Source organism: Methanosarcina baikalica (assembly GCF_031461075.1).
In the GTDB taxonomy this organism is placed as follows: domain Archaea; phylum Halobacteriota; class Methanosarcinia; order Methanosarcinales; family Methanosarcinaceae; genus Methanosarcina; species Methanosarcina baikalica.
Genome location: NZ_JAVKPK010000039.1, coordinates 17,941 through 33,994, shown reverse-complemented (window position 1 = coordinate 33,994; position 16,054 = coordinate 17,941). Strand labels below are relative to the sequence as shown.

The 16,054-nt window shown below is 39.6% G+C and carries 13 protein-coding genes; 5 read left to right on the top strand and 8 right to left on the bottom strand.

The features are described 5' to 3' along the window. Positions 1-2,322 precede the first annotated feature (2,322 nt). The 4 genes from RG963_RS10305 to RG963_RS10290 all read left to right on the top strand — a co-directional run bounded on the left by RG963_RS10305 (position 2,323) and on the right by RG963_RS10290 (position 6,301). On the top strand, positions 2,323-3,567 hold the full coding sequence (locus RG963_RS10305) for an ORC1-type DNA replication protein (RefSeq protein ID WP_310576185.1): 1,245 nt from the start codon (positions 2,323-2,325) through the stop codon (positions 3,565-3,567). Positions 3,568-4,035: 468 nt separating this feature from the next. After that, a complete protein-coding gene (locus RG963_RS10300; RefSeq protein WP_310576184.1) occupies positions 4,036-4,596 on the top strand; it encodes a dephospho-CoA kinase in 561 nt (186 codons plus the stop codon). A gap of 202 nt (positions 4,597-4,798) precedes the next feature. Continuing rightward, positions 4,799-5,278 carry an RNA-binding domain-containing protein gene (locus tag RG963_RS10295; RefSeq protein WP_310576183.1) on the top strand — a complete coding sequence of 160 codons (480 nt, stop codon included), beginning with the start codon at positions 4,799-4,801 and terminating at the stop codon, positions 5,276-5,278. A 249-nt stretch (positions 5,279-5,527) separates the two neighbouring features. Continuing rightward, positions 5,528-6,301, top strand: coding sequence for a sugar phosphate isomerase/epimerase family protein (locus RG963_RS10290; protein WP_310576182.1), 774 nt, complete (start codon positions 5,528-5,530; stop codon positions 6,299-6,301). A gap of 48 nt (positions 6,302-6,349) precedes the next feature. On the opposite strand, the gene RG963_RS10285 is transcribed toward RG963_RS10290, so the two are convergent. From RG963_RS10285 to RG963_RS10275, 3 genes are all read right to left on the bottom strand, one after another. Continuing rightward, positions 6,350-6,877 carry a gamma-glutamylcyclotransferase family protein gene (locus RG963_RS10285; protein WP_310576181.1) on the bottom strand — a complete coding sequence of 176 codons (528 nt, stop codon included), beginning with the start codon at positions 6,875-6,877 and terminating at the stop codon, positions 6,350-6,352. Positions 6,878-6,912: 35 nt separating this feature from the next. Beyond that, positions 6,913-7,983 (bottom strand): elongation factor Tu, encoded by a 1,071-nt coding sequence (locus tag RG963_RS10280; RefSeq protein WP_310576180.1) that lies wholly within the window; start codon positions 7,981-7,983, stop codon positions 6,913-6,915. A gap of 250 nt (positions 7,984-8,233) precedes the next feature. Further along, a complete protein-coding gene (locus tag RG963_RS10275) occupies positions 8,234-9,406 on the bottom strand; it encodes an RNA ligase (protein WP_310576179.1) in 1,173 nt (390 codons plus the stop codon). Positions 9,407-9,598: 192 nt separating this feature from the next. Here RG963_RS10275 and RG963_RS10270 point away from each other — a divergent pair, with 192 nt between their 5' ends. Beyond that, positions 9,599-10,387: a TIGR00266 family protein gene (locus RG963_RS10270; protein WP_310576178.1), complete on the top strand. Its 789-nt coding sequence runs from the start codon at positions 9,599-9,601 to the stop codon at positions 10,385-10,387. A 280-nt stretch (positions 10,388-10,667) separates the two neighbouring features. On the opposite strand, the gene RG963_RS10265 is transcribed toward RG963_RS10270, so the two are convergent. The 5 genes from RG963_RS10265 to RG963_RS10245 all read right to left on the bottom strand — a co-directional run bounded on the left by RG963_RS10265 (position 10,668) and on the right by RG963_RS10245 (position 15,653). Beyond that, positions 10,668-11,444: a CBS domain-containing protein gene (locus tag RG963_RS10265; RefSeq protein ID WP_310576177.1), complete on the bottom strand. Its 777-nt coding sequence runs from the start codon at positions 11,442-11,444 to the stop codon at positions 10,668-10,670. Positions 11,445-11,615: 171 nt separating this feature from the next. Beyond that, the gene (locus RG963_RS10260) at positions 11,616-12,461 is read right to left on the bottom strand and encodes a CBS domain-containing protein (RefSeq protein ID WP_310576176.1); all 846 of its coding nucleotides are present in this window, start codon (positions 12,459-12,461) and stop codon (positions 11,616-11,618) included. A 339-nt stretch (positions 12,462-12,800) separates the two neighbouring features. After that, complete coding sequence (locus RG963_RS10255) at positions 12,801-13,799, bottom strand: CBS domain-containing protein (protein ID WP_310576175.1); 999 nt, start codon at positions 13,797-13,799, stop codon at positions 12,801-12,803. Between the two features lie 298 nt (positions 13,800-14,097). Then, entirely contained in the window at positions 14,098-14,913 is an 816-nt protein-coding gene (locus RG963_RS10250) for a CBS domain-containing protein (RefSeq protein ID WP_310576174.1), read from the bottom strand. Positions 14,914-14,999: 86 nt separating this feature from the next. Next, positions 15,000-15,653, bottom strand: coding sequence for a CBS domain-containing protein (locus RG963_RS10245; RefSeq protein ID WP_310576173.1), 654 nt, complete (start codon positions 15,651-15,653; stop codon positions 15,000-15,002). Between the last annotated feature and the right edge of the window lie 401 nt (positions 15,654-16,054).

The following is a 16,054-nucleotide window of genomic DNA, read 5'->3' as shown; positions in this document are numbered from 1 at the left end:
AGAAATGAAAATATAAAGCAAAATATGTATATCGTTTTCATTGGTCATCGGTTAAGGAATTTTCTTGCCTGAAGGTTATCGGTTTTATGTCATAAATTGGCCTCAAATTTTAGCCTCTTTACCTAAAATCGACACCTCGTTCCAGTTCAAAGTCTATCTAAATTTTGGACATATGTCAAGGGAATGAATACAATTTATCATGATTCCTCACTTAACCGAAGACGCATGATATCGTTTTTACTTACCATAGATTTTATTAAAAACGGGAATGGGAGGATATTACAATCATAAAAATGTCTTGAGCAAAGAGGGACCCCTTTATTTCCAGTGGAGGGGATTCAGGGATTATAGAGGCAGTAAATTTTTGCTGAGATGTTGATAATGTTAATAATAGAGCTAATCCCTAAACTCAAATTATAATTAGATTTCTTAAAAAAAATTCTAAATAAAATTCTAATTTATTATAATAAACTATATATACTATTAATTTCATAACTAAACACTAATATTTTGCTTTTTAACTAAATAAAACAATGTTTTATTTTGCTTTCAGAATCTTAAAATCTCTTCACTGGAAACAATGGGGTCCGGGGGTTATTTAAGCATTCCACTGGAAATAAGGGGGTCCTCTCTAAAATATCCTCCATTTTCTTTATTTTCTTCATTTTCTTCATTTAATTTCTTTTACACCTCTTTAATCTCTTTTTCACATAAATCTGAAGATAATTTATTAAATGCCCAGTTTATTAAAACTTTCAATAAATAAAAGCCCCATAAAAATAGATCAGAATAGGACGTATTCAAGGAGATTCTTGATAGAAAGTACTTTGGAACCTATCTAAATTCTATCTTTTACCATGCCTAATTGTACAATTGTAAAGATTGTATGATTATACAGGTAACATATTGAACTGAAATAATTTGAAGTAAGAGCCGAAACTGCTGTGTAAGCAGTCCGATTTTATATAAAAATTTTTATTCTTTAAATTTAAGTAAAAAAGTCAAAAATATTTATACTATCTTCCATACGAAAAAAAGGATTTGAATTTTACCTCTATTGGTTCTGGAATGCTGAATCTTTTGTTTTAAAATTCATACGTCCTCTGGTAACGTTTTTTTGGTAAATATATAAGGCTGAAACCTTTCCACTGGAAATAAACGGGTCTTTACCATAACTATTAATACGGTGTACTTCCATTGCATCTACTGCAAATATAGCTTAAAATTACTTGCTTATATATCAATTACTCCTAATATTTTGAAGAAAGAAGATCTGGAATGTATGTTTTATCTAGGTTTGAGAAGTGATCAACAAGTCAGACTTTCCAGTCATTTAATAAGCAGTTTGTAGAAATAAGAATTTCAGGCATTAACTATAAGAAACATGTATTTTCTATCCCTTTCTCTTATGAGCGGAAATTCATAAGGTTTGAAATTCATAAGTTTTCTCATACAAGCGAAAGAATAATGGAGTAAATTCCAAAATCTTACAGAACTTTAGTTCCAAATTTGGAAAATCAAAAGTTTTTTTTTTCCAAACACCCCCATGTTTACAATTATTTAAAGATATTTGATAACTATCACAGTAATCATCTGAAAGCGATGTAATGTCTATCGCAATGTTAATTGAAAGCTGTCCAGTAATAATTATGATTACAATTATCTAAAAATATTTGAGCAGGAAGACTATGAAAAGATAGCTCTAAAAGTCTAAACAGACAGCTCTAAAAAGATAAATAACTACTGTGGATTCAGAAAACTGAGAATTGAAGACAGCCTGAATTCCCCCTGGCTTCAGAAAGCAAGTAAATGCTGAAAAACACTTAATATCGCTTAAAAATAGTTATCGCTTAAAAATAGTTAAAAAGCTTAACTTCTGAAGGCATTCTGGCCTTAAGAAGCATGATCTTCAGAATCTCAGAGAGTTTAAAATCGAATTTTGCAGGTTCGGCCTGCAGCTGAAAGCTTGAAAAACATAATAACAGAGATCCCTAAAAATATATTCCCTAAACAGGATTTTCAATTACTTGGACTTATGACAGTAATTGAGAACATAATTGGGAAAAACATATTGTATGGTTGATAATATATAGAAATATATTCTATGGTTTATTGACTGTATTAATGATATACATTAAACGATACACATTATTAGACGCACATTAAATAGTGCACATTATTAATTAGATACATATTAAATTATATATATTATTAATTATTTTATTAACTTTATTGAGTATATTCATCATTGTCGCTCAAAATATGTCAACTGTACTATCCCATTAAATTCTGAGTATCATCAATTTTTATAGAGGGTCATTCATGATAAAAGCTCAATCATTAGACGGCTTATTCGAAAAATTACTTGACGGAAAATCAATTTTCAAAAACAAAGAAGTTCTTCGACCTTCTTACACGCCTGATCTGTTGCTGCACAGGAATGAACAGATTAACAGCCTTGCAACCATCCTGGTCTCCGCACTCAGGGGAGAAACTCCTTCCAATGTGCTTATTTATGGCAAAACAGGGACAGGAAAGACTGCAGTGACCCGGTACGTGGGAAAAGAACTTGAGAGGGTAAGTGAAGACAAATCACTTTTTTGCTCTGTTGTCTACATCAATTGTGAAGTAATCGACACACAATATCGGCTCCTTGCAAACCTTGCCAGACATTTTGAAGAAGACGTTCCTATGACCGGGTGGCCGACTGACCAGGTCTTCATGAAATTCAAGGAAGCAATTGATTCCAGAGAGCAGGTCGTTATCATAATTCTAGATGAAATTGACAAGCTGATCAAAAAAGGCGATGATGTACTTTACAATCTCTCCAGAATTAATACAGACCTTCGGCAAGCTAAAGTAAGCATGATCGGGGTTTCAAACGATTTAAAATTCACTGAGTTTCTGGATCCAAGGGTCAAAAGTTCCCTGGGTGAAGAAGAACTGATTTTTCCGCCTTATGATGCTGAGCAGATTAGCGATATCCTGAAGCAAAGGGCAAAAATGGCTTACAACGACGGGGTACTGGGTGAAATGGTAATTCCCCTATGCGCTGCCTTTGCAGCTCAAGAACACGGCGATGCCCGTCGCGCACTTGACCTCCTGAGGGTATCAGGGGAAATTGCAGAGAGGGAAAACCAGCCTCAGGTCCTTGAAGAGCATGTAAGGCGTGCTCAGGAAAAGATTGAAATCGACCGAGTTGTCGAAGTAGTAAGGACCCTCCCTACCCAGTCCAAGCTCGTACTCTATAGTATTATTCTTCTGCGGAACCGGGGCAGAGAAGGTAAGAATGTCACAACTGGCGAAATGTACAATGTCTACCGTCAGCTCTGTCATCACATCGATGTGGATATTCTTACACAGCGCAGGGTTACTGACCTGATGTCCGAACTTGATATGCTGGGAATAGTCAACGCAGTGGTCGTAAGCAAAGGGCGTTACGGCCGGACAAAAGAAATTTCCCTGAGCGTCCCAGTAGAAAACACTCGCAAGGTTCTTCTTGAAGATTACAGGCTCAAGCCCCTTGTGGATTTTAAGGCATCAGTTTTCAACAAGATGTTTTCATGAGGGTTAAAAACCCTCCCATTCTACTATCTCGGGCTTTCCCTTATCCGTTGTCCTTTTCTTGCCTTCCGTCTTTCCTGCCTTTCTTTCTCTGCCTTTTGCTCTTTCCTTACTCTAGTTTGTGATTTTTTCATTAATTCAGGTGCCAGTTTTCAGGAAATAATATATATGATCCTGTGGTTTGACTAGGATCATATCATATTCATAAGTTAACGTACAAGTTATATTATTCAATTTATTATTCAATTTATTATTTAAATTACTATTTAATTTATTATTTAGCTACCCTTTGAGTTATTATTTAGCCACCCTTTAATTTATTATTTAGCTGCCCTTTAAGTTATTATTCAAGTTTTCGCTCAGATTTATGATTAACATTTATTAAATCGAGCTTTTAATTTATCACATTGAAATCTAATGATTCAAATCTGTAATTCAAGTCTATTATTCAAGTTTAAAAGGGAATTTTTGATGAAGATAATAGCATTCGTAGGCATGCCAGCATCTGGGAAATCAGAAGCTGCCAGAATTGCTGCTGAAATGGGCATTCCCGTTATTAATATGGGTGATGTGATCCGGAGAGAAGTCTTGAGGCGTGGGCTTGAACCCAACGATTCCAATACTGGAATGGTTGCAACAGAACTTCGCAAATGCGAGGGCATGGACGCGGTCGCCATACGCTGTGTTTCTCAGATCAGGGAAAAGGGCTCTGAACTTGTGGTCGTGGACGGGGTACGTGGAATTGCTGAAGTTGAGTGCTTCAGGCGAGAATTCGGAGAAGGTTTTGTCCTGATTTCCATTTATGCTCCTATTGAAATCCGCTTTTCCAGAGTTCAGAAGCGAGGTAGAAGCGATGATATGAATAGTATAGAAGGTCTCCGCCGCCGGGACGAGCGAGAACTTAGCTGGGGCATGGGAGAAGCTATAGAAGCATCAAATGTCCAAATTGAAAATAATTTCACTCTAGAGACTTTTAAAAAGGATGTCGTTGATGTTTTGAGCAATTATTCCGGAGAAAATCCGGCACAATAGCTTTTAAAGATAAATCCGGAAAAATAATTTTGCTGAGAAGAATTTTATTAAATGATGAGATAAATTCCTGGAATAAATGATGAAATAAATTCTTGGGATAAACGATGAGATAAATTTCTGGAATAAACGATGAGATAATTCCTGGAATAAACGATGAGATAAATTTCTGGAATAACCCTTTTTAAATTACTGGAGTAAACTTATGATACACGTTAAGATTTCAGCAGATGTATATCCCACGGAAAGCCCGGAAAAAGTTACCAGAGCAATTTCATCCCTTTTTACTGGTATAATACTCGAAAAGAAGGCTATTGAAGCTACTGAACCTGAGACAGAAGTTAATCCCTCGTTTCTTATCTCAGGGGAAGGAGGAATTGATCTTCTGCTAACCATGTATGGGCTGGTTCGCAGAGAACAAATTATAGATAGCATCCGCAATAAGGCATTCGGGAAAGGCTTATCACGTGACGGGCTTTCAGTCCGTTTTTTGCTCAATAAACAAGCTGCTTTTGTCGGAATTCCCAGTATTCCTGCTCAAGAAGAACCTCTCGGGTCCATTAAAGTCTTTATCAGGGCTGACTCTCAAGAAGAAATGGAGAGACTTTTTGAATGGCTTTTGCCCCTTACAGAAGAAGGAAAACCTATTATTGAGCTGGATATGGATTATGTGGAGAAGAGTTGAAACGTTTTAAGGTTTTAATGCTCTGTAAGTCTTAATACGCTTTTAGTGATTGTAACCTTTATTATGTCTTTAATGCTCTGAAAAGCCCTGAGTTCTCTGTTGAAATCCATTGAAAGAACGCATTAAATTAATCCGAATTTAGTTAACTTAATTCAATTAACTTAGTTTAGTTAACTTAATTCAGTTAAATATATCTCAATTCGCACCCACAAATTTATATTAACAAATAAAAAGGAATGAATTTTCATCATGCAGTTGCATAGAATCAGTTATTCGTCGCGTGCAGTCGTTGAAGACCCTTTCAAATGGGCTTACACGCTCGAAGACCATGGGTATACTGGTTGGGAAATCGTACAGGAAGGGTCCCAGTGTCTGAACAGCAAGAATATTCAAAATTTGAAAAATATCAATGAAACCACTGACCTTGAGCTGACCCTTCACCTGCCTTTCTCAGATATGAATCTGGCAGGTCTGAACGACTCACTCAGGGCAGAAGTCATTAGACAAATGAAACATTACCTGACTCTTGCCTCTAACTATGTCAATCTGGCTGTAATACACCCCGGTTATCTTTCCCCTTATGGCGTGCAGGTTCCGCAAGAGGCTTATTTTACTAATCTTGCCTCTCTCCGGGAAATTTGTGACTTTGCAGCAGATTTCGGAATCTTGATTGCTGTCGAAAATATGCCTAATCTTCCTAAGATCTTTGGGAAATATCCCGATGAAATGCAAGAAATGCTTGATTCAATTGGGAGTCACAACGTGGGCTTTACCTTCGATGTTGGACATGCAAATACAGTTGGGCTTGTTGACGACTTCCTGGAGTTCCTTACAGATAAAATTTCCCATATACATATTCACGATAACATGGGCAAAAAAGACGAACATCTCCCCTTGGGAAAAGGTACGATAGACTGGAAACATGTTATGAAAAAGCTTTCGGACTATAAGGGGATTTTTGTCACCGAAATGAGTTCTGTCGAAGAGGGAATTGAAAGCCTTGAATTTTTAAGAAAGTTGTAAAAGAGAAATTTTCAATCTCTTCTTTCAGTTATTCGAAATTTTTTCTTTTCAGCCCTTTTCACATTTTTCTTTCAAGTATCTGGTCCAGTCACCATGCTCGATTCTTTCCGTTTCGGGCTTTTCATCATAAACATAGATGAAGCCTCTGATCTTCTGTTCATCTATTTCAAGATCCACATATTCCCTGTGGTATCCCCCAAAAAGTTCCATATAATCAATTGATTTCGCGATTTCAAGTTGCTGTTTTCCTGAGAACCTGCGCACTTCAGCGACGATAGAAAAACCTTCAGAAGGGTAGATGCCAGGGTAGGGACCCAGAGAATAAAGAGCATATCCTCTTACTGTTGTTGTTCCCAGGAGCTCTGACCTATTTTGGAGGTCAAAACGCCGGCTATTGTAGAGACCGTCTCTGAGACTACCATATAGTGCCATAATAATCTCCTTACCTTCCGGCCTCTGGTAAGAGCGTTGCCAGCAGATATTTCTGTGGAACACATTCCCATAAAGAGTCCTGTCTTTCACTTTATTGTTTTCGTTTTTACATGTGCTTTTATTATTCCCTAAATCTTTTTCCATGTCATTCCCTTAAAATAATTTGTTTTTAAAGAAACTTACTTCGAAAAGCCATAAGCTGCAAAGCGCTGTGTCAGGTCAAGGTTTGCCAGCAGGAAGCGGTCTTCTTTGCTGTAAGCTACTTTTTTGTTACCTGAAAGTTCCAGCACGCAGATGCTGCCAGGCTTCGCTTCTTTAACTTCCTGCCCGTCAACCAGAATTTTTTCTACACGTACAGGTTCGGACTGCAGGCCAACGAAGAGATGAAGTACACTGGAGGCTTCAATTTTCCTTGTGAATTTTGAGAGAGCACATTCCAGGATGTAGTCAGTGCTTACGATTTCTTTATCGGAAATGATAAATCCCCTTTCTATGTCTTTGGCCTGCACATTTTTAAGGCGCATTCCAACTCTGGTGCCTGTAGGCGCACTCTCGATATCCACATCGTGGCTCTGAATGGAACGAATTTCAACGTCCCTGTCCAGCGGGAAAATTTTGGTCTTATCTTTGTCTTTTGAGATTCCTTGTTTGACAATTCCAAGAACAACACAGCCTTTTCCAGTCACATTGAAGGCATGGTCTATAAACACCCTTGCAGGCAGTTTATTCAATTCAGCCTGTTCAGCTTCGATTTCTTCCGAAATCGTATTAATTCTGGCTTTGAGATCTTCAACGCCTTCAAAGGGGATTTTTGCACTTTTGTTGGTATTAAGGGAAATACATTTCCAGTCTTGGAGAGAAGTGCCTGCAGTCATTAGTTTTATTTTCTTTTTCAGCTCATCGATTGCATGCATGTGGGTGCTGTCGGATCTTGTCAGGGCAATTATCCCATGCTTAAAGCCAAGTAGATCCAGGACAACAATGCACTCTCCGGTGTAAACACTTACAGGACTATCCCTGTCCAGACCCTCTGGAGGAATGCAAAGGATTGCCATCTCTGAAATATTCAGTGCCGTAACCAGGGGTTTTAAGGCCTTAGGATAGCCTTGAGGGTCCACAAAAACCATTTTCCGGCTCTCTTTATCGTTATTATACATGGTTATGTCGGAAGCTGTCCCTTTTTTCCCAAGGTTTGCGGCAAGGGAGGTCCTTCCGCTTTTTTCCGTCCCGATAATTGCAAGGTTTGTCATGGTGGGTCCCTTTTTATTATTATATACTCCTTCTAATTACTATGTGCTATAATATCTAGAAATTATCTAAATCTGGATCATTTTGAATAAAGTAAATTCAATTTCATGATACTTTCTTAAATCACTGGAATCTCTGAAATTTCTGGAATATGCAACTGGTATTAATTATACTGTAATATATTTCTTTTCGAAACGTTCTAAAAGGGTTATTGAAGATTCAAATCTCGAAACCCATTTTCAAAGTAAATGATTACCAGGGTTCACCCTGCCAGATTGCCTGAGTTTTATCGCTGGTGCTTTTGTTGAGCTTTCTTATAATTATCAGATATTCTTCTCCGACAGATTGGGGCTCTTCAAAAACGGCATCGATCCCAAGTCTTTTAAGATAATCGTCGAAATCTGCTGCAGTTTTTAAATCCTTTACCCGAATCTTTGCTTCTTCATAGAGTCTCTGGCCATTTTTTACACTTCTGATAGATTCCCTGAGAGGGTTCAGTATGCTTTCTCCCAGTTGCATGCAGCGTTTTTCGAATTCGGTCTCGTTTTCATTCCATTCAACTGTCTGGAAACCTTCTCTGACGATCCGGGAAAGCATATAGTCTCTGCCTGTCTCATTGTAGAACTTAAAGGCATGCCTGAGGTCCGAACAATTACTCTGAGAAGAGGTATATTTTAATGGGGAAAGAACCATTTCGGGGTCCTTTATTACAACACCTTCATGCTCTTTTTCTCCCAGTTCCCTGATGATTTTTCCGATCTCTTCAGGGGCTGTTTCCAGGGAAATTTTCTTGAAGAACCTTGCCTGGAAAAAACCATATTTTTCCAGAATTTCTTGCTTTCTGCTTATTGGAAGAGGCTTACCGCTGTTTTTCTCCCGAATGTCAAAAATATAAAACTCTACCGACTCGATACCATAGATATCTTTTGAGACATAAGGATTGTCAGGGCCTATCATTTCTCCATAGAGTACAAGCTCAGGGAAATCGTCAAAAAATTTCAGGTTCAGTTTCTCTTTTGCCTTTTGAGTCGTATAAGGGCAAACATACCCGCTCCGGGTAATTGCAAGTATCTCCTCTTTTGCGATTGCTATGCGGACATTGTATCCGTTCATTTTCTCTTCCACGGCTACCTTTTCAAGGCCGCTGAAGTGCTTTTTGATTGTAGGATCCAGCACCATGGCTCTCCGGATCTTCGGAAAACCCATAATTATTTCAAAAGAACCGTCTTTCTCATAAAGCACTGTTCCCCTTTCAATATGGGAAATTTCCTTGTCAAAGCGGAGCAAATATTCATATTTTCCCCAGTTTCGGGCAAGATAATTTTTCTCAAAAAGGTGACGAACCTTCTCCTGATCAAATCCCAGGCAATTGACAAGTCGAGTTATAAATTCAGGATCAATTTCCTCATTCTCTTCTCTACTCATGTTTATTTATCTGTTTTCAGGCCTGAAATAAATTCTCATTCTTAGGCATGTTTTCAAAATATCGACATGTCTTCAAAATAACCTTCTTTTTAGGGAATAAGTTGAGGGATGTTCAATCCATTAAAAATCTTTTTAAGTACTTGATTTCTAATCTCTATTTCTAAGCTTTCAAAAAAGATCGGAGGATATAAAATGGCAGATGAAATTGACTACAAGATTATCGGCGACGATATGCAGATCGTTGAAATTGAGCTTGATCAGGACGAAGTCGTTCAGGCAGAAGCTGGGGCTATGGCATACATGGGACCCGGAATTCAGATGCAGACCAGCATGGGCAACGAAGGGGGCGGATTTTTCGGAGGTCTTAAAAAAGGACTTAAGCGAGCCCTGACAGGAGAAAGCTTTTTCATTACAAGTTTTATTCACAAGGGTTCCGGAAAAGGGCATGTAGCTTTTGCGGCTCCGTATCCGGGCAAGATTATTCCCCTTGACCTCACCGAGTTCGGAGGCAGCCTCCTCTGCCAGAAAGACTCATTTCTCTGTGCTGCCCGCGGAATAGAAGTGGAAGTAGCTTTCACCCGCAAGCTCGGAGCAGGGTTTTTCGGCGGCGAAGGTTTCATCCTGCAGAGGCTAAGGGGCGATGGCTTGGCTTTTCTTCATATAGGAGGCACAGTTATAAGAAAAGAGCTGGCAGCCGGTGAGACTTACCGTATTGATACGGGCTGCGTGGCAGCTTTCACCGAAACCGTAACCTATGACATAACTTGGTCAAAGAACTTTAAAAATGCCCTTTTCGGTGGTGAAGGAGTTGTCCTTGCAACTCTCACAGGTCCGGGAACTGTGTATATGCAGAGTCTGCCTTTCTCCCGACTTGCCGACAGGATATTTGCAGCTTCTGCTTACAGCCACAGGGACGAACAGAACGGGATTGGAGGCAGTGGCATCCTGGGAGGCCTTATTGGTGGAGATAGATCGTTCTAAAGCAAAAATAAACTCATAAAAGGCTAGCAATAGCTCATAAAAGGCTAGCACTAATAGAAACGGAATACTGAGAACATAATTCTCGAAAACAGTCAATGCAGGAAGCAGATTAAAAATTGAGAAATTGAATGTTTTAAACTCAGAAATCCCTGAATTTCAAAAGGCCTGCTTCTATATGGACAGGCCCTCTTTTTAATCACCTATTTTTTAATTCTTTTGATCAGTTCAGATTTTCAAGCTCTTTTTGTTTATATTGGAGCTTTTTTGTTTATATTTGAGCTTATTCCTCAATTGTATTTATTATATTCCTGCGGGCCAGGAAACCAACAAGTTCCTCTTCCAGGTTAAGAACCGGAACACCTCCGACGTCGTGTTCCATCATTGTCTGGACAACTTCTGAAAGGGGAGTATTGGTATAGACACTGATCACACTGCGGGTCATAATATCTCCTACAAGCAGGTTTTTGATCCTTGAGTCCTGCTGATTGTCAGCTACCAGATCCCTGAAAGAGCGCATGGCAAAGGCAATGTCATCTTCTGCAACAATACCCACAAGTTTTCCATCTTCAACTACAGGAAGTCTTCCCACATTTTTATCAAGGATTAGATGCCTGGCATGGCTCACCCGATCCGATGGGCTGACAATGATAGGACTTTTTTCCATTACTTCCCCGGCAAAACCTGTGAAACGATTTATTTTCATGAACTCCTGGGGGGTCACCCAGCCCATTGCGTTCCCGTTATCAGTGACAATGATCACGCCGCCTTTCTTTTTCATCAGGGTAAGGGCATCTTTAATATCGGTATCTGGCAAGACCTTTACAAAATTGTCGGATACGGCTGTTGCAACATGGAGAGAGGATGCAGGTTTGCTCAGTTTCTTTCGAGTTCCGAGCTGCTCTGTCAGACTTCTCATGGTAAGTACACCGAGCACCTGGTCGCCGTGGACTACCAGCAGGCGTTTTGTGTCTTTTTTTTCCATAAGGTCCAGGGCGTGAGATATGGTGTCTGACTTGTCAATCCTGTGTGGCTGTACCATTATGTCTTTAACTTGCATGCAATTCACCTCATGCGTATCCAGAATTTTCAATTATATTTTTCGCAATTTTTTTGCGTGTTTTCTTCATCCGTTTTCCGACGTTCTTACTTCGCATCCTTCTTTTGTTTTCGGTTGTCTTTACCTGTTGCTAATTTTTTCTTTGCCGTATTTACCTCCATTCTGCGTGTTTCAGAGGATAGCTTTTATGATATCGGTCCTGCTCAGTATGCCCACTATATCTTCTCCGTCACTGACAGGAAGAGCAGTAACTTCTTCCTCAATCATTTTTTTTGCAGCTGCACTGATATTTTCAGTTACGTCAATGGAAATTATCGGAGAAACCATGATGTCTTCCGCAGTCAAAGGCACCTCTTTTACGTATCTATAGATTTTTTGACCCGCAGGGGAAGATTTGCGCGCCATTTTAATATTTTTTGTGGAAAGTTTGCCTTCATTGTCAGTTAGGAGATTTAAGGCAAGAGTTTTCCTGGAAATAATCCCAACGGATTTTCCAGCATCATCTTTAACGACCACCCTTTCGATCTCGTTTCTGTTCATTTCGTCAATTACATGGTTGATAGTATGGTGTCTGTGAACAGAAATGACATCCTCGGTCATTAGTTTAGGAATTTTTGTTTTTATTTCCTCGGTGTTTTCCGCAACATAGCGCACGAGATCTGTCCTGGTCACAATACCTACTATATCTTTCTTTACCACCGGAATGTTGTGCACCCTGTTCTCAAGCATTAAGGCGGCTGCCTGGGAAATGGAGGCTTCGGGGTAGATGGTAATAACCGATTCAGTCATCAATAACTTGATAGGGATCTGATCTATCGGCCTCCTTCTCCAGAGGGGTTCGGCCTGAGCCAGACGGTTGCTGATGTCTGATTTTGTAACGATTCCCACCATCTTGCCCTCGTTGAGGACAAGCAACGTACTGATTTTATACTTTAACATCAGTTTTCTTGCATATGACACGGGCTCATCTGCGTTTAGGACATATACAGGTGAACTCATGACGTCCGCCACATTCATGGAATACCTCCTTCACTTTTACAATATATAAGTATCAATAATTATAGTTTTTGAATCGGATGCGAACTTCACAATTTTTAGCTGTAAACGCTAAAATTTTAGAGGAATAATATATCTTTTCTGAGAATATACAGGCGAACTGAAATGGTTCTTATTGCAAAATCAGCTACACTTCGAAATCCTGAACATTCAGAGTGCAGAGCTGCTTTTCGGTATATCCGGCTAGAAAATTTTCCTCCTCTCAAGACCTCTGATAAATTAAGTCCGGAAGTTTTTCGGGCTCCACCTGGCTCCAAACAAGTTTCGCTTTTGGGCCAGTTAGATTGGCCATCCTGGAATTCATTCAAAAGATCTTAGGAAATCGCTTTCTGTAATTATGCCACGGAGCAACCCTTCTTCCAGGATCGGGAGCGAACCTATCTTTTTCTCGAGCATGATTTTCATCGCTTTTCCCATGTCTGTACTTGGAGTAGTCCATATCAATTCTTTGGAGATAATAGAACCCACAGGCTGGTCAAGAGCTTCATGAATATTTCCTGTTGTCAGTTTGCTGAAAGCATCTCCTCTTCCAAGGAAGTGGACGATGTCAGAGGCGGTAACTATTCCAGCAAAAATACCATCCTTAACTACAGGAAGTCTTCGGAGCCTGTTATCTACCATTACTTTTGCTGCGTGTCCAATGGGTGTATCTGTTGATACCATCTTGACATTCCTGGTCATGTATTCATCAACGGTTTTATTTGTCACGATCCCGCCCATCAGTTCCACTGCATTTCTTTCGGTAAAAATTCCAACTACCTGCATGTCATTGTTCACGATTGGCAGACCCCCTGTCCTTCTCTCAAGCATCGTCGAAATGGCATCTTTAAAGTCTGCCTGCTCATTAAGATAAGCAGCATCATTTTCCATTATCTGCCTTACCTCATCGTTTATTGCAGCTAGAAGGTTACCTTTGAAGCGGTTTTCAACAAGCAGATTCTTTTTCCCGCCTCCAAGGAAATCGATGATATCCACAGAAGTAACGACCCCCTCCAGTCTCCGTGTTCCTGCATCTGTGATAGGAATGCGCCTGAACCTCCTTTCAGTCATGATCCTGATTGCTTCCATAATTGTTGCGGTGGGAGGGAGGGTTATCACATCCCTTGTTGCCAGGGCGAGGATCCGCCCCTGATGTTCTGAAATGCGGGACTTGAAATCAGGGCCTATTCGCATTGTGGCCATGCTGCTGATCATGTGTGGATCTTTCTGTTGCGCGTTCTTTCCCGGTTTGTTCAGATTTGGCTGAACTTTCGTTTTGTCGGCTGATACAAATGTCTTATTTTTGTTCAATAGGATCACCGAATTCGAGTTGCAATTAATTGCTTTTTTTCATATGCCGTTTTTTCTCTTCCTATTTGCAAGAATTTCCCTTGAGTCTACCGTTTATTTCTCAGCAAACCCAAGTTTGCTCCTGGAAAAAACAAAACCTGCAAACAATTTCTCCCGAATCTTTCCTAGTTCTTTTCTTTATTTGCCAATTTATAATTATTATTAATGACAATCTGTAATGTTATAATCTTTTTGCGTGAGAGTTTGCTCTTCATTTTTTCAAATTAATTCTTTGCCAGTTTTCACCATTTCACTGGAAATTTTCCTTTCAAAAACGGTTTTCAGAGGTTTGTTCAGGCCATACACTGACAATGGATCCCAGAATGTCCTGTCTGTCAGCGATTCCGGATATTTTTCCATGTTCATCTACTACAGTGACTCTTCCGATATCATAGTGAATGATCATCTCAATTGCGCTCCGGACAGAATCGCTTTCTGAAAGAGTATATGTAGGAGTTGACATGACTGTTTCAACCTTTGGACTGTCATTAGGCCTCGTTGCCCTTTCATCTTCCAGAGATATTCTAACAGCGCCTGATTTGATTATGTCTCTTCTGGTGATCATTCCAATAGGTTTACCCTTCTTTGAAACCACGGGAATGCCCGTGTAATCTGTCTCAAGCATACGTCCCCAAATCTTGGCAACTCTTTCCTCTGGAGAGCACGTTTCAACTTTTTTTGTCATAATTTCTTTTATGGTTTTGGGAAGATTTCTTGGAAGCTCCACGTTTCTAAGAATATCAACATTACTCAGGACACCGACAACCTTATGATCAACAGTTGATGCGACAACTGGAACCCTGTTTTGTTTCGACTGCACCATCAGTTTTGCAGCTTTCATGACATCCATATCCGGAGCGACTGTCGGGGACTGGCTTGCATACCCGCCTACTGTGACATTCGAGCGTGTAGACGTAACCCTCAAGATATCCTGGTCACTCAGCATTCCCACAATTCTATTATCTTCGTCAACAACAACAAGGCTTCTAAGAAGGTGATCGCGCATCAGCTGACGGGCGTGAGTTACAAAATCACCTTCTTTGATACTTATAGGCCCTTCTGACATAATCTCGCTAACATTCATTGTTTGCCTTCCCTAACATCCATTGTTTGCCTTCCTATACTCTCTTTAAAACAGAAGATTTGAAGTCGAGATCTCCAGATTCCAATTCACTCGTAATTTTCCCCTTCCTCTTGCCGGCAGTTTCCGCATAAATACCTTCCATCCACAAACCTGAGGTCATATGAGAAAACAGAACAGGATTCACATATTCCTGTACTGAAATCCTCTAAATCTGAAACTTCTTCAAGTGAAGGGATTGAGAGGAGAGCTTCTCTGTTCATGTCAATAAGATCTTTTAGAATAGTGTTAAGCCCTGGCGTTACCATCAGGATATCGGTATTCGAAATCACTCCTATTATTGTACCGTTTTCCAGGACTGGCAACCTTTTAATATTTGCTTTTAACATGATTTCGGAAACGTCTACTATACTTGTTTCAGGCTCTACGGTTATCAACGGGGTTGAGAGGATTTCACTCACCTTTACCTCACTAGGTCTTCTGTCCTCTGTAACTATGCCCTTCACAAGATCTCTTTCAGTTATGATTCCCATAGCTTTGCCATTCTCTGTGATGATAACGCTTCCTGCATCACGACTGACCATTTCCCTTGCAATAGCAGGAATATCTGATTTGATATCCATCACTATGACCGCTTTATTCATAACTTCAGCAACCGAGACCTCTCTTTCAATCTCTGTGTTGTGAATATCAGCATCTATCTCCCTTCCAGCATCCATTTCCCTTTCAGGGTCATCTGCCATTGACTGCCGTTCCCCCTTTCGTTCCGTACTTCGGCAATTCAGAATATAAAAGCTCTTGGATTTTCAATTTCCTGTGGAAAAACATTCCGGATTGCTTTATCTTTCCTTTTTAATTCAGGCCCTGCAATCATACTTTTTAAAGCCGATTTTACGGTGAGATCTGTCATTTCCGGATATATTTTTATCCGCTTCGTCATTTCCGGATATATTTTTCATCCGTTACCTCTAACGTGTCTTCCCCACGCTTTTCGGATGTTTTTATAACACTTATATATATGAGTCAATGGTACATAACAATAACGGAATTTGTTTTTTTTGTAGAGAAAAGAAGCTTGCATAATGTCAGAAACGCATTTTTTAAAGCCTCTTTGATTTTGTTTATGATAAGGGGCTTATAGGAA